The organism is Streptomyces sp. S4.7 (genome assembly GCF_010384365.1).
Taxonomy (GTDB): Bacteria; Actinomycetota; Actinomycetes; order Streptomycetales; family Streptomycetaceae; genus Streptomyces.
This window is the reverse complement of the sequence record NZ_CP048397.1, coordinates 2,085,565-2,109,176: the sequence shown is the minus strand read 5'-3', so window position 1 is coordinate 2,109,176 and position 23,612 is coordinate 2,085,565. Positions and strand designations below refer to the sequence as shown.

18 protein-coding genes are annotated in these 23,612 nt (G+C 71.6%); 9 read left to right on the top strand and 9 right to left on the bottom strand.

Annotated features, from left to right (window positions below):
- The first annotated feature begins 142 nt into the window (after positions 1 to 142).
- Both SSPS47_RS09295 and SSPS47_RS09290 read left to right on the top strand, forming a co-directional pair.
- Entirely contained in the window at positions 143 to 2,659 is a 2,517-nt protein-coding gene (locus tag SSPS47_RS09295; RefSeq protein WP_164250176.1) for a PQQ-dependent sugar dehydrogenase, read from the top strand.
- Positions 2,656 to 4,845 carry a ThuA domain-containing protein gene (locus SSPS47_RS09290; protein WP_164250174.1) on the top strand — a complete coding sequence of 730 codons (2,190 nt, stop codon included), beginning with the start codon at positions 2,656 to 2,658 and terminating at the stop codon, positions 4,843 to 4,845. Before SSPS47_RS09295 ends, SSPS47_RS09290 begins: the two co-directional genes overlap by 4 nt.
- A 119-nt stretch (positions 4,846 to 4,964) precedes the next feature.
- Here the strand turns inward: SSPS47_RS09290 and SSPS47_RS09285 are convergent, their stop codons facing one another.
- The 3 genes from SSPS47_RS09285 to SSPS47_RS09275 form a co-directional block, all read right to left on the bottom strand.
- Positions 4,965 to 6,431, bottom strand: coding sequence for a GAF domain-containing protein (locus SSPS47_RS09285; RefSeq protein ID WP_164254467.1), 1,467 nt, complete (start codon positions 6,429 to 6,431; stop codon positions 4,965 to 4,967).
- Positions 6,432 to 6,599: 168 nt separating this feature from the next.
- Positions 6,600 to 7,643 carry a rod shape-determining protein gene (locus SSPS47_RS09280; RefSeq protein ID WP_164250172.1) on the bottom strand — a complete coding sequence of 348 codons (1,044 nt, stop codon included), beginning with the start codon at positions 7,641 to 7,643 and terminating at the stop codon, positions 6,600 to 6,602.
- Positions 7,644 to 7,825: 182 nt separating this feature from the next.
- Positions 7,826 to 8,419: a hypothetical protein gene (locus SSPS47_RS09275; RefSeq protein WP_164250171.1), complete on the bottom strand. Its 594-nt coding sequence runs from the start codon at positions 8,417 to 8,419 to the stop codon at positions 7,826 to 7,828.
- A 121-nt stretch (positions 8,420 to 8,540) separates the two neighbouring features.
- Between SSPS47_RS09275 and SSPS47_RS09270 the strand changes: the two genes are divergently transcribed.
- Positions 8,541 to 9,269, top strand: a complete 729-nt coding sequence (locus tag SSPS47_RS09270; RefSeq protein WP_164250169.1) for a hypothetical protein — start codon at positions 8,541 to 8,543, stop codon at positions 9,267 to 9,269.
- Between the two features lie 29 nt (positions 9,270 to 9,298).
- On the opposite strand, the gene SSPS47_RS09265 is transcribed toward SSPS47_RS09270, so the two are convergent.
- Positions 9,299 to 9,736, bottom strand: coding sequence for a MarR family transcriptional regulator (locus SSPS47_RS09265; protein WP_147872931.1), 438 nt, complete (start codon positions 9,734 to 9,736; stop codon positions 9,299 to 9,301).
- 152 nt (positions 9,737 to 9,888) lie between these two features.
- Here SSPS47_RS09265 and SSPS47_RS09260 point away from each other — a divergent pair, with 152 nt between their 5' ends.
- Together SSPS47_RS09260 and SSPS47_RS09255 are read left to right on the top strand one after the other, a co-directional pair.
- Positions 9,889 to 10,908: an NADP-dependent oxidoreductase gene (locus SSPS47_RS09260; RefSeq protein ID WP_164250167.1), complete on the top strand. Its 1,020-nt coding sequence runs from the start codon at positions 9,889 to 9,891 to the stop codon at positions 10,906 to 10,908.
- An 80-nt stretch (positions 10,909 to 10,988) separates the two neighbouring features.
- Positions 10,989 to 11,417, top strand: a complete 429-nt coding sequence (locus SSPS47_RS09255) for an organic hydroperoxide resistance protein (RefSeq protein ID WP_164250165.1) — start codon at positions 10,989 to 10,991, stop codon at positions 11,415 to 11,417.
- A 95-nt stretch (positions 11,418 to 11,512) separates the two neighbouring features.
- Here the strand turns inward: SSPS47_RS09255 and SSPS47_RS09250 are convergent, their stop codons facing one another.
- A complete protein-coding gene (locus SSPS47_RS09250; RefSeq protein WP_164250163.1) occupies positions 11,513 to 14,089 on the bottom strand; it encodes a M14 family zinc carboxypeptidase in 2,577 nt (858 codons plus the stop codon).
- Between the two features lie 175 nt (positions 14,090 to 14,264).
- On the opposite strand from SSPS47_RS09250, the gene SSPS47_RS09245 reads away from it, so the two are divergent.
- Positions 14,265 to 15,089: an EI24 domain-containing protein gene (locus SSPS47_RS09245; protein WP_164250162.1), complete on the top strand. Its 825-nt coding sequence runs from the start codon at positions 14,265 to 14,267 to the stop codon at positions 15,087 to 15,089.
- Between the two features lie 47 nt (positions 15,090 to 15,136).
- Here SSPS47_RS09245 and SSPS47_RS09240 read toward each other — a convergent pair whose 3' ends face one another.
- Together SSPS47_RS09240 and SSPS47_RS09235 are read right to left on the bottom strand one after the other, a co-directional pair.
- The gene (locus SSPS47_RS09240) at positions 15,137 to 16,387 is read right to left on the bottom strand and encodes a pyroglutamyl peptidase (RefSeq protein WP_239065234.1); all 1,251 of its coding nucleotides are present in this window, start codon (positions 16,385 to 16,387) and stop codon (positions 15,137 to 15,139) included.
- A gap of 171 nt (positions 16,388 to 16,558) precedes the next feature.
- Entirely contained in the window at positions 16,559 to 17,143 is a 585-nt protein-coding gene (locus SSPS47_RS09235; protein ID WP_164250160.1) for a TetR/AcrR family transcriptional regulator, read from the bottom strand.
- 157 nt (positions 17,144 to 17,300) lie between these two features.
- On the opposite strand from SSPS47_RS09235, the gene SSPS47_RS09230 reads away from it, so the two are divergent.
- Positions 17,301 to 19,784, top strand: coding sequence for a glycoside hydrolase family 3 C-terminal domain-containing protein (locus tag SSPS47_RS09230; protein ID WP_164250158.1), 2,484 nt, complete (start codon positions 17,301 to 17,303; stop codon positions 19,782 to 19,784).
- Between the two features lie 63 nt (positions 19,785 to 19,847).
- On the opposite strand, the gene SSPS47_RS09225 is transcribed toward SSPS47_RS09230, so the two are convergent.
- Positions 19,848 to 20,825 carry an aldose epimerase family protein gene (locus SSPS47_RS09225; protein WP_164254465.1) on the bottom strand — a complete coding sequence of 326 codons (978 nt, stop codon included), beginning with the start codon at positions 20,823 to 20,825 and terminating at the stop codon, positions 19,848 to 19,850.
- A gap of 35 nt (positions 20,826 to 20,860) precedes the next feature.
- A complete protein-coding gene (locus tag SSPS47_RS09220) occupies positions 20,861 to 21,808 on the bottom strand; it encodes an SGNH/GDSL hydrolase family protein (RefSeq protein ID WP_164250156.1) in 948 nt (315 codons plus the stop codon).
- Positions 21,809 to 22,081: 273 nt separating this feature from the next.
- Here SSPS47_RS09220 and SSPS47_RS09215 point away from each other — a divergent pair, with 273 nt between their 5' ends.
- The gene (locus SSPS47_RS09215) at positions 22,082 to 22,576 is read left to right on the top strand and encodes a DUF3145 domain-containing protein (RefSeq protein ID WP_147872923.1); all 495 of its coding nucleotides are present in this window, start codon (positions 22,082 to 22,084) and stop codon (positions 22,574 to 22,576) included.
- A gap of 53 nt (positions 22,577 to 22,629) precedes the next feature.
- Positions 22,630 to 23,505: an NAD(P)-dependent oxidoreductase gene (locus SSPS47_RS09210; RefSeq protein ID WP_164250154.1), complete on the top strand. Its 876-nt coding sequence runs from the start codon at positions 22,630 to 22,632 to the stop codon at positions 23,503 to 23,505.
- Positions 23,506 to 23,612 lie beyond the last annotated feature (107 nt).

Sequence of the window (23,612 nt, the reverse complement as noted above, 5' to 3'; positions counted from 1 at the left end):
CCCGCGTACCGAACCGCGTCATCTCCGCGCCACCCGGCCCATCACCCCCCCCGCACCGGTCCGCACCACCCGCACGGCAGCAAAGCGCGACGGCGCGCGCCTTGCCTGACGCACCCCACCTCTGGTCAGGAAGGGAAACTCCATGTCACGACGCCCACCAGCGTGGTCCAGAATCCTCGCGGCGCTCGCCCTCGTACTCTCCGCCGGGCTCACCGCCGCTCCCGCGGCCGTCGCGCACCCCGGTCACCCGGAGCACGAAGCCGCCGAGATCCCCGCATCGGACTACCAGCAGGTACAACTCGCCCTCGGTGGTTCCGAACTGGGCGAGGCCATGTCGCTGGCCGTCCTGCCCGACCGCTCGGTCGTGCACACCGCGAGGGACGGAACGGTCCGACTCACGGACGCCTCGGGCAACACCAAGACGTCGGGCAAGCTCGACGTCTACACGCACGACGAGGAAGGTCTCCAGGGAGTCGCGGCCGACCCGGACTTCGCGACCAACCGGTATCTGTACCTCTACTACTCGCCCAAGCTCGACACACCGGGCGGCGACGCCCCGGTGACGGGCAGCGCCGCCGACTTCGAGCCGTGGAAGGGGCACCTGAACCTCTCCCGCTTCACACTCGAGGCGGACGGCACCCTCGACACCGCGAGCGAGAAGGTCGTGCTCGAAGTCCCCAACGACCGCGGCCAGTGCTGCCACGTCGGCGGTGACATCGACTTCGACGCGCAGGGCAACCTCTACCTGACCACGGGCGACGACACCAACCCGTTCGAGTCCTCGGGCTACTCGCCGATCGACGAACGCACCGACCGCAACCCGCAGTTCGACGCCCAGCGCTCCTCGGGCAACACCAACGACCTGCGCGGCAAGGTCCTGCGGATCAAGCCCACGGCCGACGGCGGTTACACCGTCCCGTCCGGCAACCTCTTCGCCCCGGGCACGGCGCAGACACGTCCCGAGATCTACGCGACGGGCTTCCGCAACCCGTTCCGGATGTCCGTCGACAAGGCCACCGGGATCGTCTACCTCGGCGACTACGGACCCGACTCCGGCTCCACGAGCGCGGACCGGGGCCCCAGCGGCCAGGTCGAGTTCAACCGCATCACCGGACCGGGCAACTTCGGCTGGCCGTACTGCACCGGCTCCAACACCGCCACCGAGACCTACGGCGAGTGGGCGTTCCCGGACGGCCCCTCCGCCGGCAAGTACGACTGCGCGGGCGGCGCCACCAACAACTCCCTGCACAACACCGGCCAGAGCAAGCTCCCGCCGGCCGAGGCCGCCTGGATCCGCTACTCCGGTGACGCGGGCTCCCCGCCCGAGTTCGGCAGCGGCTCCGAATCGCCCATGGGCGGACCGGTCTACAACTACGACGCGGGTCTCGACTCCGCCGTGAAGTTCCCCGAGTCCCTCGACGGCCGCTTCTTCGCCGGTGAGTACGGCCGCAAGTGGATCAAGGCCATCGAGGTCGAGGCCGACGGTTCCCCCGGCGTCATCGAGAACTTCCCGTGGACCGGCACCCAGGTGATGGACCAGGCGTTCGGCCCCGACGGGGCGCTGTACGTGCTGGACTACGGAACCGGCTCCAACAACCAGGCCCTGTACCGCGTCGAGTACCTGGCCGGCAGCAACCGCAGCCCGGTCGCCAAGGCCGCCGCCGACAAGACCTCCGGTCCCACACCGCTGGCGGTCTCCTTCTCCTCCGAGGGAAGCACCGACCCCGAGGGCGGAGCGCTCAGCTACGCCTGGGACTTCGGTGACGGTACGAAGTCCACCGACGCCAACCCGAGCCACACCTACACCGAGGCCGGCACCTACCAGCCGACCCTCACCGTCACCGACCCGGAGGGCCTCACCGGCTCCGCCAGCCTCGTGGTGACGGCCGGTAACACCGCGCCCACCGTCACGCTGACGACGCCCACCGACGGCGAACTCTTCTCCTGGGGTGACAGCGTCCCGTTCGGCGTGACGGTCACCGACCCCGAGGACGGCACCATCGACTGCGCCAAGGTCAAGGTGACGTATCTGCTGGGCCACGACGAGCACCGGCACCAGATCACCTCGAAGAACGGCTGCACCGGCACCATCGACGTCCCCGTCGACGGTGAGCACGACACCGCCGCCAACATCTACGGGGTCTTCGACGCCGAGTACACCGACGCCGGCGGCCTGACCACGCACAGCGACAGCGTCCTCCAGCCCCGGCACCGGCAGGGCGAGCACTTCGGCGCCCAGTCCGGCATCGAGGTCGCGGCCCACGGCAACGCCGAGGGCGGCGCCACGGTCGGCTACACCGACAACGGCGACTGGGTCTCCTTCAAGCCGTACGCGGTGGACAACGCGACCGGCGTCTCGGCGCGCGTCGCGTCCGGCGGTGTCGGCGGCACGCTCGAAATGCGGGCCGGGTCGGCGACCGGAACACTGCTCGGCTCGGTGGCGGTCGCCCCGACCGGCGGCTGGGAGAACTTCGAGGACGTCACGACCGACATCACCAACGCCCCCGGTGGGACAACGGAGTTGTTCCTCGTCTTCAAGGGCCCGACGGGCCAGGGCAACCTCTTCGACCTGGACGCCTTCACCTTCTCCACGGGTGCGGCGGCCAAGGCCGACAAGGGCGCCGGGGCGGCCGAATCCGTGAAGGGAGCGGACCGATGAGACAGCGCGTCGCCCGGCGAATGCGGCACGTGTCCTGCGTACTGGCGGTCGCGCTCGGCGCCGCCTTCCTGGCACCCACCGGTGCTTGCGCCGAGGCCGCGGCCGATCCGTACGAGGTACTCGTCTTCTCCAAGACGGCGGGCTTCCGGCACGATTCGATCCCGGTGGGCATCGAGACGATCCGGGACCTCGGCGCGGCCGACGAGTTCACCGTCACGGCGACCGAGGACAGCGGCGCCTTCACCACGGCCAACCTCGCGAACTACGAGGCGGTCGTCTTCCTCAGCACCACCGGCGACGTGCTCAACGACGCGCAGCAGACCGCGCTGAAGTCGTACGTCGACGGGGGCGGCGGCTATGTCGGCGTCCACGCGGCGGCCGACACCGAGTGCGAATGGCCCCAGTACGAGGGCCTGGTCGGGGCCTGGTTCAAGAGCCACCCCGCGATCCAGCAGGCGACGGTCGGGAACGAGGACCGGAGCCACCCCGCCACCTCGCACCTGGACCCGACCTGGACCAGGACCGACGAGTGGTACAACTACCGCACCAATCCGCGGGAAAGCGTGCACGTGCTCCAGAGCCTGGACGAATCCACCTACAGCGGTGGGGAGATGGGCGACGACCACCCGATCACCTGGTGCGACGAACAGGCCGCGGGCCGGTCCTTCTACACCGGGCTCGGCCACACCCGGGAGTCGTACGCCGACCCCGCCTTCCGGCAGGTGCTGCTCGGCGGCATCCAGTACGCGGCCGGCGCGGTCGACGCCGACTGCTCGTCGGACGGCGGCGAGGACCCGGGTCCGCAGCCCACGACCGTGGAGGGCGAGGCGTACACCTCGGGCTCGGGAGTCGAGCGCGCGAACCACGGCTCGGCGAGCGGCGGCCAGACCCTCGGCCACATCGAGAACGGTGACTGGGCCGGGTACTCCCAGGTCCGGACGGCCGGTGCCACGAAGTTCACCGCCGACGTCTCTTCGGCGGGCGCGGGCGGCGCGGTCGAGATCCGCTCGGGATCGGCCACCGGCACACTCCTCGGGTCGGTCGACATCGAGCCGACCGGTGGCTGGGAGACCTTCACCCAGGTCTCCACGACGCTGACCGCCACCGGGACGGGCGCGCTGTTCCTGCGCTTCACCGGGGGAGCGGGCGCGCTGTTCGACATCGACAGCTTCACCCTGTCCGGCGCCGCCGAGGAGCCCAAGGCCGAGGGCTCGTCGAACGTGCACCTCTTCTACTACCCCTGGTACGGCAACCCCGAGATCAACGGCAGCTGGCGGCACTGGCAGCAGGGCGGCCAGAACCCGCCCGAGGACGTCGGCGCCGACCTCTACCCGAAGCTCGGAGCCTACGACTCCGGTGACTTCACCGGCGCCGTCGAACAGCACATGAAGTGGATCAAGCAGTCGGGCGCCAACGTCCTGGTCTACAGCTGGTGGGGCCAGGGCAGTTACGAGGACGGTCTGGTCGACGGCGTGATGGACGCGGCCCAGCGCCACGGCATCAAGGTCGCCTGGCACCTGGAGCCGTACAGCGGTCGCAGCGGCGCGTCGACCGTGGACGACATCAACTACATCAACGACAACTACGGCGACCACCCGGCGTACTTCAGGGACGCGGAGCGCGGCGACAGCAACGCGTTCTACGTCTTCCAGAGCCTCGACGTGCCCGACTGGTCGGCGCTGGACCAGGTGACCGAGAACAACATCGTCCTGGCCCAGACCACCGACACCTCGAAGATCGCGCACTTCAACGGCATCTACACCTACGACGGCATCGCCGGCGCCACCGCTCCCGGCTGGAAGAACGCCGGGGACTACGCGCGGGCCAACGATCTGGTCTGGGCGCCGTCGGTGGCACCCGGCTACATCGACGACCGCGCCGTACCCGGCAACACCACGCCCACCCTGGGCAGGGACAACGGCGCCGCGTACGACAAGCAGTGGAACAACGCGCTCGACCCGGCCATCGGCGGATCGCCCACCTGGGTGTCCGTCACCTCCTTCAACGAATGGCACGAGGGAAGCTCGATCGAACCCGCGTCGGGCAACCCGCCGGCCGGTCACGGCTACCAGACCTTCTCGGGTGCGTACGGGAAGACCGGGGCCGACGCCGAGACGGCGTATCTCGACCGCACGCGGCACTGGGTGAACCAGTTCGAGGCGGCGCGAGCGGCCAAGCTGCGCTGAGAGCGGCCCGTGCCGGGCGCCGGTCACCCCCGGCGCGGGCGACGATGCAGCGGGCCCGGTACGGCGAACCTGCCGTACCGGGCCCGCTGTTGTGCGTCCACCGGACTTCGGGCCGCGTCCTACCGCGCCGTCTTCCAGGTCACCGTCGTGTCCGCCTCACCCTCCTCGCGCTCCCCGTCGTCCGAGACCACCAGCCGCACCCCGTCCCGGCCGTCGGGCAGCCGGGCCGTCGCGTCGACCTCCACATCGATCGACGTCACCCCCGCCCTGCGGTGCGCGGCGGCCAGCGCGCCGCGCAGCGCGGCCAGGAGTCCGGTGTGCAGCGTGTCTTCCACGAGGGTGTCCACCGCCCCCGTGAAGTGCACGGACGGCTGGAATCCCAGCAGGGCCGCCGCGCCCGCCGTCTCGCGCAGCACCTTGCCGCGCAGGCTCGTCGGGGCGTCGGCGGGTGGCTGCTGGAGGGCGAAGATCGTCGTCCGTACCTCCTGGATCGTGGAGTCCAGCTCGTCCACGGCGTGGCCGAGCAGATCCGACAACTCGCCCTCGCCCGCGCGCCGCCGGGTCGACTCCAGCATCATCTCGGTGGCGAACAGCCGCTGTACGACCAGATCGTGCAGGTCACGGGCGATCCGGTCGCGGTCCTCGAAGACCGCCAGCCGCTCCCGGTTGTGCTGGGCGTCCGCCAGGACCAGCGCGAGCGCCGCCTGGGAGGCGAACTGCGTGGCCAGCAGCCGCTCCACGGTGGTGTACGGGCGTCCGCCGCGCTCGCGCGGAAGGGCGAGCGTGCCGATCAGCCGGCCGCCGCTCCGGAGGGGCAGCATCATGCTGGGGCCGAAGCGGGTCCGGACATGGGTGGTCATCCGGGGGTCGGTCGCCGAGTCGTCGATGTACACCGGTTCGCCACTGAGGAGTTGGTCGAGTACGGGCGATCCGGGCGCGATGTTCGTACCGACGATGTCGCCGGGGTCGTCCAGCGACGAGGCGGCGACGATCTTCATGCCGCCCTCGTCGGTGGGCAGGAGCACCACCCCGGCGGCGGCTCCGGCCAGGATCCGCGCCGACTTCGCCAGCGTGGTCAGCGCGTCCGCCGCGGTCTCGCCGGTGAGCAGCGCGGTCGTGACGGCGGCGGCGCCCTTGATCCACCGCTCGCGCTGGCGGGCGGTTCCGTACAGACGCGCGTTGCCGATCGCGATCCCGGCCTGCGAGGCGAGCACCCGCAGCAGGGCCAGGTCCTCCTCGGTGAAGGGGCCGTGCCGCTTGCGGGCGAGACAGAGGTGGCCGAGTACGTCGTTGTGCACCCGGACGGGGACGCCGAGGCTCTGGGAGCCGCCCGGGTGGCCGAGCAGTCCGGTGTGTCCGGTGGGGAGCCGGGTGATTCGACGGCGCTCGTCGTCGCTGAGGCCGACGGAGAAGAGTTCGGCGATACGGCTCCGGCCACGGTCGGGACCCCGGCCGTCGGCGGGGCCGGCGAGCGCGAGTGCGCCGTAGCGCGCGTCGGTGAGGTCGGCGGCGCTGTCGACGACGTGCTGGAGAGTGGCGGCCAGCTCGCCCTCGGTCCCGACGTTGAGGACGGCGTCGAGCAGCATGGGAAGCCGGGGGGTCTTCCTCGGGGGGCGCCCGCAGCCGGGCCGGTCCGGGTCGTCTTCGTCCCGGTCGTCCCCGTCCGCGTGTTCGCCCTCACTCGCGTCCGCGTCCGCGTGCCCGCTCTCACTCGCGTCCGCGTCCGCGTGTTCGCTGCCCGCCGTCACGTCATGTCACTCGGCGTGCGCCAGCGGATCGAGCACCAGGGGCTGGATCTTCCCGTCCAGCATCGCCCCGAGCCCGAGGATCGCGCAGACGTCGGGCCGCTCGGCGATGTGCACGGGCATGCCCGTGGCGTCACGCAGCATCTGGTCGAGACCGGGCAGCAGCGCGCTGCCGCCGACCATCATGATCCCGGTGTCGGCGAGATCGGCGACCAGGTCCGGCGGGCAGTCGCGCAGCACCTTGCCGATGCCGTCGAGCACCGCGGTGAGCGGGGTGTGGATGGCCTGCCGTACGGCCGCGGTGTCCACGACGACCGACCGGGCGAGCCCCGTCGCCACGTCACGGCCGTGGATCTCCGTCGAGGTGGGGCCGTCGGGGGTGATGCCGTTGCCGCGCAGCGCGAGCTGGAGCGGCCGGACGGACTGGCTCGGCAGCATCAACTCGTGCTGGTGGCGCAGGTGCTGGATGACCGCGTGGTCGATGGCGTTGCCGCCGACCGGGATCCGCTGGGCCGTCACGATCGACCCCAGCGACAGCACGGCGACCTGGGTCGTCGCCGCCCCGCAGACCATGATCATGGTGGCGGTCGGCTTCTCCACCGGCAGCCCGCAGCCGACGGCCGCGGCGATGAGCGTGTCGACCAGCTCGACCCGGCGGGCCCCGAGACCCACCAGGGTCTCGATCGCCGCGCGCTGCGCGAGCGGGTCGCTGTCGTGGGGCGTGCAGGCCGCCGCCCGCAGCCGGGGCTTCCTGCGCAGCTGGCGACGGAGCTTCTCGCCGAGGAGATGGCGCAGCATCCGCTGGGCCATATCGATGTCCACGACGGTGCCGCCGGACACGGGGCGGGTGACGCGGATGTAGTCCGGCGTACGGCCCGTCATCTGCTCGGCCAGGGCGCCGACGGCGATGAGCGCGCCGCTGCGGGTGTTCACCGCCGCGACGCTCGGCTCGTCCACGACGAGCCCGGCTCCCTTCACAAAGACCCGGGTCCTGGCGGCCCCGAGATCGACGGCGACATGGCAACGGCGCAACTGCTCAAGGCTGACGGTCACGGCGGGTTCTTCTCCCGGGAGCGCTGAGGTGGATCACCGGCGGGCGGCCGGCCCTCTTCGCATCGTGGGCGCGCCGAGGGCGGTGCGCGCGCTGGGATGCGCCGGTCGGGGTACGGGGCCGGCGCCGCGCCACGGCCCGCCCCGACGCCCCGCCGGGCGCGATCCGCCCCGGACGCGCGGCCTCAAGTTCTCGGCGACCAGCGCTGGAGCAGGCCCCAGGTGAACTCCGCGACGCACGGCCCGGTCCCCGGCACGTCGAACGCGAGACCCCAGCGGGTCGGCGCCGTCCCCTCCATCGGTACGGCCGGCGCGAAAGCGCGGGCGACCTCGTCGACCGTGCAGGACCAGGGGCGCAGATCGTCGGCCGTACGCAGTTCGGGGCCCGGCTCGCCGGGCGCCCGCACCAGCCACTCGTTCCACACACCGCCGCCCGGCGCCGCCGTCACCTCGAAGCGCAGCGCCGGCCAGAGGGGGACGGGCCACAGCAGCACCTCGCACGCCAGATCGCCGACCTGCCGGGGGAACGTCGCCTCCGGTGCGCCCAGCACCGAGCGGTAGCGCGACAGCGTGCCGCGGGCGCGGGGGGAGCGGACCATGGCCTGCCAGCGCCGGTTGGCCTCCCGCATCTCGCCGAGCGGGGCGCCCAGTTCACGCCGGGCGTCCTCGACCAGTCCGGGCTGATGGTCGGCCATCCGGCGCAGCAGTACGAGCAGGAATTCGCGCGGCCCGAAAGGCCGGGACGCTCCACCGGCTCCGGCCGATGTCGTGGCATTCATAGCGACATCGTGCACCTTCGGGGCAGGTCGGGCGGCGGATTGGTGGAAGGGCTGATTCCACACAGGATCTTCACGTCACAGGTGCCCGCATCGGTGCCGGTCGGATTATCTTCAGGGCGCCATGGACTACTGCCACCACTGCCAGCGGCACCTCAACGGCGCGCTGGCGTGCGCGGGGTGCGGGACGCCCGCCGAGGAGCTACGGCTCCACGACCGCGTTCCGCACGAGGCGGAGGTGGTACTCGCCACGCGCGAATACGGCCAGGAGCCCGCCCAGGGTCCGCGCCGTGCGCGCGGCTCGCGCAAGCGCAAGGTGTCCCGGCGCGAGCGCCGTGAGATGCGCGCCGAGCGCGGTACGCACCGGCGCAAGGGCCGGGCGGTCCTGCTCACCGTGATGGGTCTGGTCCTGGCGGTCGGCGCGCTGAGTCTGGCCGAGCTGGCGCTGGAGTCCGGCGGAGACGGTGACGCCACCTCCGTACAGGAGGACAGGGCCATCGACCTCGACGGCGGGCCGCCCTCGCCGGGCCCGAAGGAGCCCAAGGATCCCGGCCCGGTGGAAGGCACCCCCTCCGCGCGCCCCGGCGGGGACGGTTCGCCCGATCCCTCCGCGACGGGTGCGAGTGCGGGGGCGGGATCCGGGCCGTCGGACGAGGAGTCCCCGGCACCGACGGAGTCGGCCGGGCCGAGCGACGAGCCCGACCCCGGCGACTCGCCGGATCCCACGGACTCCACCGGCCCCACGGGCGGTCCGAGCACTCCGGGGCAGCCGAATAAGCCGCCTCCTCCGGCGCCCGAACCCACGCCGACGCCCACGGAGGACGACTGCGTCCTGCTGATCTTCTGCTTCTGATCCTCCGCGTCCGAGACGGGCGCGGAGGATCACTCCCCGGCGTCGTCCCCCAGCATCCGCCGCAGCAGATCCCGCAGCACCGTCCGTTCGTCGACCGACAGGTCGGCGAGCGGTTCCCGCGCGAAGTTCAGCCCGTCCCGGAGCCGCCGCGCGGTGTCGCGCCCCTTCTCGGTGGGCGCCGCGAGCTTCACCCGCCGGTCCGAGGGGTCGGGGCGCCGCTCGACCAGACCGCGTGACTCCAGCCGGTCCACGATCCCCGTGACATTCGACGGCTCGCACTTCAGCTTCCGCGCGATCCGGCGCATGGGCATGGGCTGAATGGACAGCAGCCCCAGCACGCGCGCCTGCGCGCCGGTGAGCGAGTGCTCCGCGGCGGCGTGGTCGTACTCCTCGTAGTAGCGGGCCACGACCGTGCCGATGAGTCCGACGACTTCGAGGGTCAGGGGGTCCGAGTGCTCAGTGGCCATACGTGCCAGGGTACCCGTTTACTTGACAACATGAAATATCTAGGAGCATGGTTGTTTCAGGTAGTGAATCTTTCGCCGCGAAACCTGAGCACCTGAGCACCTGAACACCCGGGCAGTACCCGAGACCCACAACCCGAGGAGACATCGCACCCATGACCGCTCTTCCCGCGTCCGGCCGCGAATGGCATCTCGTCGCCCGCCCGCACGGCTGGCCGAAGGCCGAGGACGTCGCCCTGCGCGAGGTCCCGGTGACCGAGCCGGGCGAGGGCAGGATCCTCGTCCGCAACAAGCACTTCTCGGTCGACCCGTACATGCGCGGCCGGATGAACGACGTGAAGTCGTACACCCCGCCGTTCAAGCTCGACCACCCCATGGACGGCGGAGCCGTCGGCGAGGTCGTCGCCTCGAACGCGGACGGGTTCGCGGTCGGTGACCATGTCCTGCACGGGCTCGGCTGGCGGGAGTACGCGCAGGTGCCGGCCCGGTACGCGGTCAAGGTCGACGCCTCGCTCGCGCCGCTCAGCGCCTACCTCGGCGTCCTCGGCATGCCGGGCCTCACCGCCTACGCCGGACTCTTGGAGGTCGCCTCCTTCAAGGAGGGCGACGCCGTGTTCGTCTCCGGTGCCGCGGGCGCCGTCGGCAGCCAGGTCGGCCAACTCGCCCGGATCAAGGGCGCGTCTCGGGTCATAGGCTCGGCCGGATCCGACGACAAGGTCAAACTCCTCGTGGAGGAGTACGGCTTCGACGCCGCCTTCAACTACAAGAGCGGCGGTTCGGTCAAGGAACAGCTCAAGGAGGCCGCGCCCGACGGCATCGACGTCTACTTCGACAACGTCGGCGGCGAGCACCTGGAGGCCGCGATCTCCTCGTTCAACCTGCACGGCCGCGCCACGATCTGCGGAATGATCTCGCTGTACAACAGCACCGAGGCCGCCCCCGCCCCGCGCAACCTCGCCCAGGTCATCGGCAAGCGGCTGCGCCTCCAGGGCATGCTCGTGGGCGATCACCAGGCCCTCCAGCCGCAGTTCGTCAAGGACGTGGCCGGCTGGCTCGCCTCCGGCGAGCTGAAGTACCGGGAGACCTCCGTGGAAGGCATCGGCAACGGCTTCGACGCCTTCCTCGGTCTGCTCCGCGGCGAGAACACCGGAAAGATGATCGTCACCCTCAACTGACGCCCAGCCGTTAGGCTCGTGCGAGGCCGTCGCGGTCCGTGGGCGCGAGCCGCGGCGTACAAGAAGAAGGACACCCCCGAATGACCATCCAGAAGATCGACACCCTCTACACCGCCGTCGCCACCGCGGAGAACGGCCGTGACGGCCGGGTCTCCACGGACGACGGCCAGCTCGACGTCGTCGTCAACCCGCCCAAGTCGATGGGCGGCAGCGGCGCCGGCACGAACCCGGAGCAGCTCTTCGCCGCCGGTTACAGCGCCTGCTTCCAGGGCGCGCTCGGCGTCGTCGCCCGCAAGGAGAAGGCGGACATATCCGGCTCGACCGTCACCGCCAGGGTCAGCATCGGCAAGTCCGAGGCCGGTGGTTTCGGACTCGAGGTCGAGCTGGCGGCGTCCATCCCGAACGTGGACGCCGCCACCGCGAAGGACCTGCTGGAGAAGGCGCACCAGGTGTGCCCGTACTCCAACGCCACGCGCGGCAACATCAAGGTCGAGCTGTCCGTCGTCTGACCGACGCCGGGCACGAGTGCCCCGTACGTACGGAAGGCCGCACCCCACGAGCGGGGTGCGGCCTTCCGCACGGACAGGTGTGACGAACCCGCCTCCTACGGAAGGCGGTTCAGCAGCGCCCGGCCCACCTGGGCGAACGCGCCCTTCGGGTGGTCACGGAACAGCGGCTCGGTGCCGAACAGCGTGACCGGCGCTCCGGCCGCCGCCGTACCGCTCACGATCGCCGCCTGACCCGCCGCGGCCCGCGGACCGCCCGTGCCGTCAGTGCTGCCATCGTCTCCACGCCAGTGGCCCGAGACGAGCGGGTTGCCGCCGCCGTACGACTGCTCGGTGCGCACGTCCTTGCCGAGGGCGGTGTACCAGATCGGCGAGTAGACGAACGAGTGGGGCTGTGTGCCGCCGGTGACCGGTCCGGGCGTGTTGACCACCCGCACCACACCGTTGGCGTTCCCGTTGCCCCGTACCGGCGTGGCCGTCAGCAGACCGGCCTCGGCGTTGAACGTCGCACCGCCGGAGCCGAGCGCCACCACGGGCGCGCCCCCGGCGAGGAACTCACCGAGCGCGGCGCGCGCGGTCTCGTTCAGCGAGCGGTGGCTGAGACCCGTCGACACGTACAGCGCGTCGGCCTTCGACCAGTCGAAGCCCGCGTTCGCCGTCGCCGTCGACACGGGCAGCACCTCGAAGCCCATCTCGCGCAGCGCGAACAGCTCACCCGAGTTCACGGCCGCGGCGACCGTCGTGCGCCGCACTGCCGCGACGCCCCTGTCCTTCGTGGCGGTGAAGACGACGCCGTACCGGTCGGCCAGGATCTCGGCCTTCCTGCGGGCCGACGACGGCACGATCGCCGCGCCGTCCGCCGTCCTGCGCACCTTCACGTCCTGCGCGAGCAGCGAGTTGAGGGCGGCGAACTCCTTCGGGTCGTCCAGCCGCAGCTTCAGGTCGCCGCCGCGGGCCACCGAGCCGACGGGCGACGCGGCGTCGACCTCGCGACCTTCGAGGTTCAGCGAGCCCCGCTGGACCTTGGTGACGTTCGCGCCCCACAGCAGCCCGAGGCTCCAGCCCGAGATGTCGTACATCGACGACACGTCCGCGCTGATGTCCCGGCCCTCGTCCAGGATGACGTTGGCGAGACCGCGCTTGGCCTGCTCCATGTCGACCACGTACGAACCGGCCGGATACGTGCGGCCCGCCAGCTTGAAGCTCTTACGGGCCTGCTCCACCACTACGTCGTTGGCGATGAGATGGTCGACGAGCCGCGCGGCGGCCGACGCCGACCGCTGGCCGTCGCCGGCCGGAATCACGTACGCGCGCGGGAAGTCGGTCGTGTAGATGTCCTCCGGACCGATGCCGGGCACACCGGGCACCGTCTCCTCGGAGATGATCCGCTGCTTCTCGCCCGCGACGCCGCGCCGGAACGTCTCGATCTGGTCGGCTATCAGCGTCTTGCGGTTGGCCAGCGCGAAGTCGAGCGTGGAGCGCATCGCCGCGCCGGCGACATCGGTGTTGATCGCGGACCTGCGGCGCAACTCCTCGACGGGCAGGTTGTTGTAGTCGTTGTTGTTGACCCGCATCGGGATCTCGATGGTGTGCGAGGCGACCGCGCCCTGGAACGCCATGTACTGCGGTGTGAAGATCGGCGGCCAGTCGTCCCAGCCCTCCTCCTGGTCACGGAAGGGGATGACGGGCGGCTGCACGCCGTCCTTCTCGGCCGTGTAGCCGAGGTCGTTGACCGCTTCCTCCATGCCGAGGGCGTTGGCGTAGGAGTTCTTGAGGAACAGGTCGTACTCGTAGTTCTCGCCGTGCGGCGGCGTCGTCGGCTCGATGAGGGTGCCGTTGACGTATCCGTGCAGATCGAGCATGACCGCGGGCTGCTTGTCGACGGCTATCTGCCGGATCGCGCGCGCCTCCGGCTGCGAGGCGGTGATGAAGTCCCGGTTGAGGTCGATGCCGTTGCCGTTGGCGCGTGTTCCGGCGATCCGGCCGTCCGGGTTCGCCGTGACGTTGAGGATGATCCGGCTCGTGGACAGCAGCTTCTTCGTACGGCTGTCCTTGGCCTTCGCCAGCTCCTCGATGAGCTTCAGGGCCGCGTCGGTGCCCTCCCACTCATTGCCGTGGATGTTGTTGTTGATGAAGACCGGGGTCTTGTAACTCTCCTTGATGCGCTTGTCCTTGGCGGCCGACGCGGGGGAGTTCTCGATGCGCTCACGCATCCGCTCCTGCTCGGCGGCCTCCTTCGCGCTCTCCGGCGCGGTGACCGTGACGAGATACAGGTCGTGCCCGCCCGCCGACCGGCCCGTGACCTCGACACTGACCCGATTGCCTAGCTCCTGGAGGGCGTTGAGACGCGGAGCGAGCGCGTGGTACGGCGCGAGGCCGAGCTTGATGGCCTTGTCCGCCGGGTTCTCGGGCAGCGTGTCCAGGACGGTGCGGCGCGGGTAGCCGCCGTCCCTGCGCAGACCGAGCGAGGTCTTGCCCACCGAGGAGAGAGCCGCTGCGCCGGCCGACGGCAGCGCGGTCGAGGCCACGCGGGAGTCCGTGGTGCCACCGTCCCTCACCGGGTGCGACGACCGGCCGTCGTCGGCGCCGGGCACGGCGAGCGCGGGCAGCGGTGCGAGCATCAGGGCCGCGGTGGCCGTGGCCGTGGCGAGCAGTACGGGTCTGGGCATCCCCATGCGGATGTACCTCCGGGTCGTGCGGGGGGGATCGTTCGGTTCAATAGGCAGGTCATACCGGTTGAACGTGTCAACAACAAGGGGTGTCTGGAGTCTCGTCGGTCCCGCCCGCACCGTGGAACCGGCCGGGAACCACCCCGAAACAGCCGCGGAACAACCCCGATAGGGTGACCGTATGCGTGATCTCGGTGTGGGCTTCGGTTACTTGGTGAAAGGCCAGCGCTGGGTCGGCGCGCACGGCAGATGGCTGGGCTTCGGGCTGCTGCCCGGACTGGTGACCCTCGTGCTGTACGTGGCGGCGCTCGTCGGCCTCTTCCACGGCGCCGACGATCTGACGGCCTGGGCGACGCCCTTCGCCGACGACTGGTCCTCGCCGTGGCAGGGGCTGTTCCGCGGTTTCCTCACCGTGCTGATCGTCGGGCTCGTGCTGTTCCTCGCCGTGATCGCGTTCACGGCCGTGACGCTGCTGGTCGGGCAGCCCTTCTACGAATCGCTCTCCGAGGCGGTGGACCGGTCGGAGGGCGGAGACGTACCCGAGTCGGGACTGACACTCTGGCGCGAGCTGTGGGTCTCCGCGCGCGACAGCCTGCGGGTCCTCGGGCGGGTGGTGCTGTACGGCGTCCTGCTCTTCGCCCTCGGGTTCGTCCCCGTCGTCGGGCAGACCGTCGTGCCGGTGCTCGGCTTCTGCGTGTCCGGCTTCTTCCTCGCGCACGAGCTCAACGCGGTCGCGATGCAGCGGCGCGGCATCGAACTGAAGGAACGCCTCGCGCTGTTGCGGGGCCGCCGGCTGCTCACGCTGGGCTTCGGCGTCCCGCTGACGCTCGCGTTCCTGGTGCCGTTCGTCGCGGTGTTCCTGATGCCGGGGGCGGTGGCGGGAGCGACACTGATGGCCCGCGACCTGACGGACGCGGGTGCGGGCGCGGGTGCGGGCGCCGGGCAGTCGGGTTCGCCCCTGCCCGGAAGTACGGTCCCGACGGCGGACGCCCCACACGAGTGGTGAACACGAGCCGGCTCACCGGGCGGGCCCGGTGAGCCGGGGCGGACCCGCTACGACTCCTCCGCCGCCACCCGCACGATCTCCCGCAACTGCTCCGTGATGTCCAGCCTGTTCTGGACGAAGACCGGATCGGTCACCGAACCCGTCGCCGGATCGGTGTTGTCCGGACCGAACTGGAGTACCGGCGTGTGGACATGCCCGCCCGGGATGTCCAGCCCGAGCCGGTCGCGCAGCAGCGTCGCCCGGTAGGCGATCTCGTTCGACAGGTAGTCCCCGCCGCCACCCGCTCGGGCCGCCGAGCCGGGTGTCGGCCCGTCGGGGCGTACGACCGGCGCGGCGGCGCCCGCCGGGATCTCGGTGACCGACGTGTTGTCGTACACCGGGAAGCGCCCCGTGCCGGCGGCCACGATGCCCGCGTAGGGGAGCGTCGTCCGTGTCCACTGCGGCTGGGTGGCCGGGTTCTTCACCGGTACGAGCCCGGTCTCGGACACGTTCTCGTTGTCACCGAAACCGCCGCGCCAGGCGCCGTTGTACCGCTCGACATCGACGCGCCCCACCCGTCCCTGACTGACCGTCACGAAGAGATCGGCGCGCGGCAGCGCCCGGCGCAGGGCGCGTTCGACCGTGCCGTCGGCGAAGTCCCCCCAGCGGACCGGGAACACGGCCGTCTCGACGCGCGCCGGTCCGTCGGCCGTACGGATCACCGTGCCGTCCAGCGCGAGCGCGAGGGCCCCGGACGGATTGCTGATGCGGATGTCCCTGTCCAGGGTGAACGGGTCGAAGCCGGTCACCACGATCTGCTTGACGCCCTTCGCCCTGTCGCGCTCCCGCTCCCCGGCCCGGTCACCGCCGCCGCCGAGTGCCAGTGACTCCTGACCGCGCGACGTGCTCTCCAGCCGCTCCAGCAGCCGTACGCCCGCCGCGTCCGAGAGCCCCGACTCCGCGTGCCAGGCGCGCAGTTCGCGGGTCATGGCCAGCCGCGCCCAGTACAGCGACCGGTCGTCGTCCCTGCTCAGCTCACCGCCCGCCGGGCCCCGCCCCTGCGCGCGGTCCACCGCGCGCCGCCACAGCCGTTCGCCGTGCCGTACGGCGGCGCGCTCCGCCTGCCCGTACGAACCGGCGCCGCGCAGTGCTGTCGCGAACGCCGGAGCGACCCCGTCGAAGCCGCTGTCGGCGAGTATCCGCCGCGGTACGTCCCTGTCGAGCCGCGCTTCCTCGACGGTGACCGCCGGGGCGGCGTCGGACGCAGGACGGGCGGCGACGGCGCCGCCGGTGGCCGCGGCGTGCGGGGGAGGCGCCACCGCGACCAGCGCGGCCGACGCGAGCAGGACGAGGCCGAGCCGGCCGGCAGTGTTGCCTGTGGTGCGCACGAGTCTCACGGGAGTCCTTCCTTCGGGTGGCGGAAGTATCGCCTCCGCACCCCGCCGATGGCTACGGCGCCCCACTGCTCCCGACCGTCCGCCGGAGACCCCCTACCGCTCCGGCCCCTCCGCCCCGCCCCGCAGCAGCGTCACGAACGCCCGGAACGCCGCCGGCATGTCCACCGACTCCGGCGCCAGCAGCCACTGGTACTGGAGCCCGTCCATGACGGCCACCAGCAACGGCGCCGTCTGCTCGGGCGTGAGCCCGCTCGGCAGCCGGTCGCCGAACTCGTCGCGCAGTACGCCCGCCATGTTGCCCCGGACCTGGACGTACCGCCGGGTGAAGAACTCCCCGGCCGGGTGACCCTCCGTCACACTCTCGCCGAGCAGCGCCGAGAAGGTCTGCACGATGCCCGGCCGCATCGCGTTGTAGTCGACCATCGACGTCAGCAGCTCCAGCCGCCAGCCGTCCGCGCCCCGGCTGCCGCCCCCGGTGTCCCACTGGTCGCGCTCGTCCATGACCGCGAGGAGCAGCGCCTCCTTCGTGGGGAAGTAGTGGAGCAGCCCCTGCTGGGTGAGTCCCACCCGCTCGGCCACCGCGCCCAACGTCGCGCCGCGGTAGCCGCGTTCGGCGATCACCTCGATGGTGGCGCGGAGAATCTCCGCCCGCCGCTCCACGCCTCTGGGCCTCGCCATCCAACCGGGTCCTCTCGCCTCGCACCTGTCCGCTCACCGACCGTTGTCCGGACCGTACACGAGTAACAAACCGATAACGAAGCCTACTCACCTACAGAATCGGGGGCCACCATGTAACCGTCCGCACGACGCAGGGCACTGACGAGGAGGTACCGCCGTGACCGGCGCACCCATCACCCGGGCCGACCAAGCACGCGAAGCGGCCGTCGAGGCGGCGCTCGGCAAGCTGGAACTGGACGACAAGGCGCGGCTGCTGGCAGGGCAGGACAACTGGTCGCTGCCCGCGCTCCCGGAGATCGGCCTGGCCTCCCTCGTCATGTCCGACGGCCCGATCGGCGTCAGGGGCGTGCGCTGGACCGCCGACGACCCGTCGGTCGCGCTCCCCTCACCCACCGCGCTCGCCGCCACCTGGGACCCCGAACTGGCCCGCAGGGCAGGGCGGTTGCTGGCACAGGAGGCCCGCCGCAAAGGCGTGCACGTCCTCCTCGCGCCCACCGTCAATCTGCACCGGTCCCCGCTCGGCGGACGGCACTTCGAGGCGTACAGCGAAGACCCCTACCTCACCGGCGAGATCGGCACGGGCTACGTCCTCGGCGTCCAGGACGGCGGCGTCGGCACGACCGTCAAGCACTTCGTCGCCAACGACGCCGAGACCGACCGCTTCACCGTCGACAACATCGTCGCCCCGCGCCCGCTGCGCGAGCTCTACCTCGCCCCGTTCGAGGCCATCGTCAAGAACGCCCACCCCTGGGGCATCATGGCCGCCTACAACCAGGTCAACGGCTACTCGATGACCGAGCACCGCTATCTCCAGAACGAGGTCCTGCGCGGCGAATGGGGATTCGACGGCTACATCGTCTCCGACTGGCTGGCCGCCCGCTCCACCACCGGCGCCCTCCTCGGCGGCCTCGACGTCGCGATGCCCGGCCCCAAGACCGTCTACGGCCAGGCGCTCGCCGCCGCCGTCCGGGCCGGCGACGTCGAGGAATCCCTCGTCGACGACGCCGTACGCAACGTGCTGAGGCTCGCCGCCCGCGTCGGCGTCCTCGACAACGCCCCCGCCGTGGTCGCGGCCTCCACGCTCCCCGCGCCCGTCGACGGCGACGCGCTGGCCCGCGAGGTCGCGCGCCGCTCCTTCGTCCTCGTACGCAACGAGGTACGCGACGGCCACCCCGCCCTGCCCCTCGACCCGGCCAGGACCCGCACGGTGGCACTCAGCGGCGCCGCCGCCCGCGACGCCCGGATCCTCGGCGGCGGTTCGGCCACCGTCTTCCCGCCGCACGTCGTCGCCCCGCTCGACGGCCTCACCGCAGCCCTCCCCGACGGCGCACTCAGCTACCGCGTCGGCGCCGACCCCAGCGACCAACTCGGCGTCGCCGCACAGGGATTCGACCTGCGCGCCGTCTGCCGCGCCGCCGACGGACGGGAGCTGGGCACCACCGACATCCCCTCCGGCATGGTCCAGTGGGTCGGCGCCGACCTGCCCGACGGCGTCCGCTACGACGAACTGCACACCGTCGAGCTCACCGGCACCTTCACCCCGCGCGAGAGCGGCGACCACACCTTCGGCACCCGCGGCATCGGCCCCCTCGTCCTCACCGTCGGCGGCGAGAAGGTCTGGGAGGGCGAGGAACGCCTCGGCGACAGCTCCGACCCGTTCAACGCCTTCTTCGGCGAGCGTCTCGAACGCGCCCAAGTCACCCTCACCGAGGGTGAGTCCGTCGATGTCTCGCTGCGTCTCACCGTGCCCAGGCTGCCCGGCGCCCCGATGGACGCGGTCGCCTTCTCGCTGCTCCACCTCGGCCCGCGGCGCGACCCCGAGGACCTGATCGCCGAGGCCGTCGAGGCCGCGAGGACCGCGGACACCGCCGTCGTCGTGGTCGCCACCACCTCGGCCGTCGAGTCCGAGGGCTTCGACCGTACGAGCCTGGAACTGCCCGGCCACCAGAACGCGCTCGTCGCGGCCGTCGCCGCCGTCAACCCGAACACCGTCGTGGTCGTCAACACCGGCTCACCGGTCGAACTGCCGTGGCGCGACGACGTGGCCGCCGTACTGCTCAGCTGGTTCCCCGGCCAGGAGGGCGGCGCCGCCCTCGCCGACGTCCTCACCGGCGCCGAGGAGCCCGGCGGCCGGCTCACCACCACCTGGCCGGTCGCCCTCGCCGACGTCCCCGTCCACGACACCACACCCGCCGACGGCGAACTCCACTACACCGAGGGCGTGTTCATCGGCTACCGCGCCTGGGAGCGCGCCGGCACCGCCCCCGCGTACCCCTTCGGCCACGGGCTCGGCTACACCGACTGGGAGTACGAGACCCTCCGCGCCACCACCGGGAACGTGACCGTACGGCTGCGCAACACCGGGTCGCGGCCCGGCCGCGAGACCGTCCAGATCTATCTCGCCCCCGCGCCCGCAACCGCGCCGCGAACCCCGGAGCGCCCGCGGCGCTGGCTGGCGGGCTTCGCCTCCGTCGAGGCGGGCCCGGGCGAGAGCGTCGAGATGAGCGTCCCGCTGAGGGAACGCGCCTATCAGATCTGGGACGAGCGGGAGAACGCCTGGACGGCGGTCCCCGGCACCTACGAGATCCAGGCGGGCCGCTCACTGACCGACACCCGACTGACCGCCACGGTCGAGCCGTAGCCGGTCCGTCCCCCGATCGCCGGACGCGCTCACAATGAGCGCGTCCGGCGATCGGGGAGACACCTACAGCAGCCCGAACCCGTACGTCGTCTCCGAGGTGAACTCCTCGCCGGGCCGCAGCACCGTGCTCGGGAAATCCGGCCGGTTCGGCGAGTCCGGGAAGTGCTGGGTCTCCAGCGCGATCCCCTCGCCCGGCCCGAACGGCCCCGCGTCGAAGTGGTCCCCCGTGTACAGCTGCAAGCCCGGTTCGGTGGTCGTCACCGTCAACACCCGTCCCGAAGCGGGGTCGTACAGCTCCGCCGCCACCGAACCCCCCTGGTCCAGCACGAAGTTGTGGTCGTAACCCGACCCCACCTTGCGCGGCTCACGGAAGTCGAAACGCGTCCCGTCGACCGGCGCGGGCGGGCCCGCCGGCACCGAGTCGCCGTCCAGCGGCGTGATGTGACCGGCCGCGATCCGCAGCACGTGCCCCGCCGCGCTGCCACCGCCCGCGCCACCCAGGTTCCAGTACGAGTGATTCGTCGGATTCAGCACCGTCGGCGCGTCCGTCACCGCCCGGTAGCCGATCCGCAGCGCTCCCGCCGCGTCCAGCGCGTACGTCGCCGAGACCTCCACGCGGCCCGGAAACCCCTCCTCGCCGTCCGGGCTCTCCAGAGACAGCCGCACACCGTGCCCGTCCGCCGCCGGCTCCGCGTCCCACACACGCTTGTCGAAGCCGCGCTCCCCGCCGTGCAGACAGTTGGGCCCGTTGTTGCGCGGCAGTCGGTACGTCCGCCCGTCGAGCGTGAAGGAACCGCCCGCGATCCGGTTCGCGTACCGGCCGATCAGCGCGCCGAAGTACGGTGAGGGACAGCCGACGTACCCCTCCACGTCGTCGAAGCCCAGCACCACGTTCGCGGACGCACCCTCGCGGTCCGGCACCTCGACGGACTGCAGGATCCCGCCGTAGGTCAGCACCTTCACCCGCACACCGGCCCGCTCCAGGGTCCAGCGGTGCACCGCAGTGCCCTCGGGCGCCGAACCGGCGGGCTCGGGCGTCATCTCGTTCACCGTCGACTCGTCCACGGTCGCCGACCCTACGCCGGGGGCTTCGCCGCGACCACGTTGCGGTAGGCGATGTCAGCCAGCTTCCCCTGGCCGTTCTTGCTCGGATGGAACCAGTCCCACGTGCTCAACTGCTCACCGGTGAACCGGAAGTCGAAGACCGCCCCGCCGTCGTACCGGCAGCGCAGATCCTTCGCGCACACGTCCTTCAGCACCTTGTTGTACGCCACCACCCGCGCCTGCACCGCCGACCGCCGCTGCCGCGCCTCGGCGCCCATGTCCTGCGAATCGCCCAGCATCGACGCGCAGATCCCCAGCTTCCAGATCTGCCGGCCCAGCGGATTCTCCCGGCCCTCGGACCAGAGCCGCTTCAGATCGGGCACGCTCGCCACGTACACGTGTGTCTTGGGGGAGTCCGCGCGCAGCCGGCGCATCGACTCCTCGAACGACGCCCGGAACTCGTCCACCGGCGTCATCAGAGCCGCCTCGTCCTTGCACGCGTCGTTGGCGCCCATCATGACCGTGACCAGATCCGGCTCGTGGCCCGCGGCCTTCCCCATCTGCGCCGGCAGCGCGGCGACGGACGCGCCCGAACGCGCGTAGTTCCAACTGCGCTCGACGGCGCCCGGCTTGCCGAGCAGCCGCAACGCGAGACTGCGCACCCCGTCGTCCGTGCCCGTCGCCCAGGACACCTCGGGGCAGTCGCTCAGCACCCCGCAGGCGTCGAAACCACGGGTGATCGAGTCGCCGACGGCGGCGATCGAAGCGGGACTGCGGTCCCAGATCGGCTTGGGCGGTGACTGGCTCGCCTTCGCCTTCTTCCAGTCCGGATCGGCGCCGTCCGACGACGTGCAGCCCGCCAGGGCGGCCACCGCGAACAGCAGCCCCGCACAGGACGCCGCGACGCCCGCGTACGGAGTGCGGCGGCGGACGGAGCGTCCGCCGAGGCGTCGCTCGTGTCCCTGAGGGCTCTCCTGCATCGTCCGAACCCTCCGCGTGGGCGTCGTCATGCGTACGGCGGCGTCCTGGCGAGTGAAAGCTTCGCGTATATCGCGCCTGGGACCGACAGTACGGCACCCCCATGGCCCCCGCGCAAGGTAGCTTTTCAGGCGTCGAACCAGAGTCAACAACGCTCTCCGGCTCCGGTACGTTACATACCGTCACACGTTGTCCGTTTTGCGGGTTTTCAAGCCCGATGATGTTTACTGAGGCCGCTGGGCAATGGCGATCCTCGTCCCACACTGGAGGTCCCGGTGACCACACGTGGTGTTCTGTACGTGCACTCCGCGCCGCGCGCGATGTGCCCCCACGTCGAATGGGCGGTGGCGGGCGTCCTAGGTCTGCGCGTACAGCTCGACTGGATCAGGCAGCCCGCCTCACCGGGCACCTGGCGCTCCGAGTTCTCCTGGCGGGGCGAGGCGGGCACCGCTTCCAAGCTCGCGTCCGCGCTGCGCGGCTGGCAGATGCTGCGCTTCGAGGTGACCGCCGAACCCAGCCCCACGGCCGAGGGCGAGCGCTACAGCGCCACCCCCGAGCTGGGCATCTTCCACGCCGTCACCGGTCTGCACGGCGACATCCTGGTCCCCGAGGACCGGCTGCGCGCCGCACTCGCCCGGTCGCTGACCGGCGAGAGCCGGCTGGAGGCCGAGGTCGCCAAGCTGCTCGGCAAGCCGTGGGACGACGAACTGGAGCCCTTCCGGTACGCGGGCGAGGGTGCCCCGGTGCGCTGGCTGCACCAGGTCGTCTGAGCCTGACCTACGTCCTTCGGGCGGACCGGACGGCCGCGTTCTACCGTGGGCGCATGGCTGATCAACTCGCAGTGGCGGTTCTCGGCGCGGGCATCATGGGCGCCGCGATGGCCCGCAATCTCTGCCGGACCGGTCACGCGGTCCGGGTCTGGAACCGCACCCGCGCGAAGGCGGAGCCGCTGGCGGCCGACGGGGCGCGCGTCGCGGACAGCCCGGCGGACGCCGTACGGGGCGCGGACGTCGTCCTCACGATGCTGTACGACGGCCCCGCCGCCCTGGAGGCGATGACGGCCGCGGCACCGGGGCTGCGGCCCGGCACCGTCTGGCTCCAGACGACGACGGCCGGCCTGGAGGGTCTCGCGCCGCTCGCGGAGCTGGCCGACGCGCACGGACTGGTCTTCTTCGACTCGCCCGTCCTCGGCACCAGGGGCCCCGCCGGGGAGGGAAAGCTCACCGTCCTGGCAGCGGGCCCGGAGGCCGCGCGTGACACCCTCACGTCCGTTCTGGAGGCCGTCGGCGACCGCACGCTGTGGGTGGGCGAGGACGGGGCGTCCGGTGCGGCGACGAGACTCAAACTCGTCTGCAACAGCTGGGTCCTGACGCTCACTCACGGAACGGCCGAGGCGCTGGCCCTGGCGAAGGGGCTCGGCGTCGACCCGCGGGGCTTCCTGGACGCCGTGGCGGGCGGCGGCCTCGACTGCGGGTACCTCCGCGTCAAGTCGTCGGCGATCCTCGACGACGACTACACCCCGAGCTTCGCCCTCACCACGGCAGTCAAGGACGCCCGGCTGATCGTGTCGGCGGGCGAGGCGGAAGGCGTCCGGCTGGACGTCGCCGAGGCGGGCGCGAACCGTTTCGCCCGCGCGGAGGCGATGGGGCACGGGGCGCGGGACATGGCGGCGACGTACTTCGCGAGCTTCGACACCTGAGCCGGCGCCGCCGGGGGCGGTTCGTCCTCAATCGCCGGGACGGGCTGAGACGGTCCGGCCGGTGGGTGGTGTCCTCAATCGCCGGACGGGCTTGATGTGCCGACGGG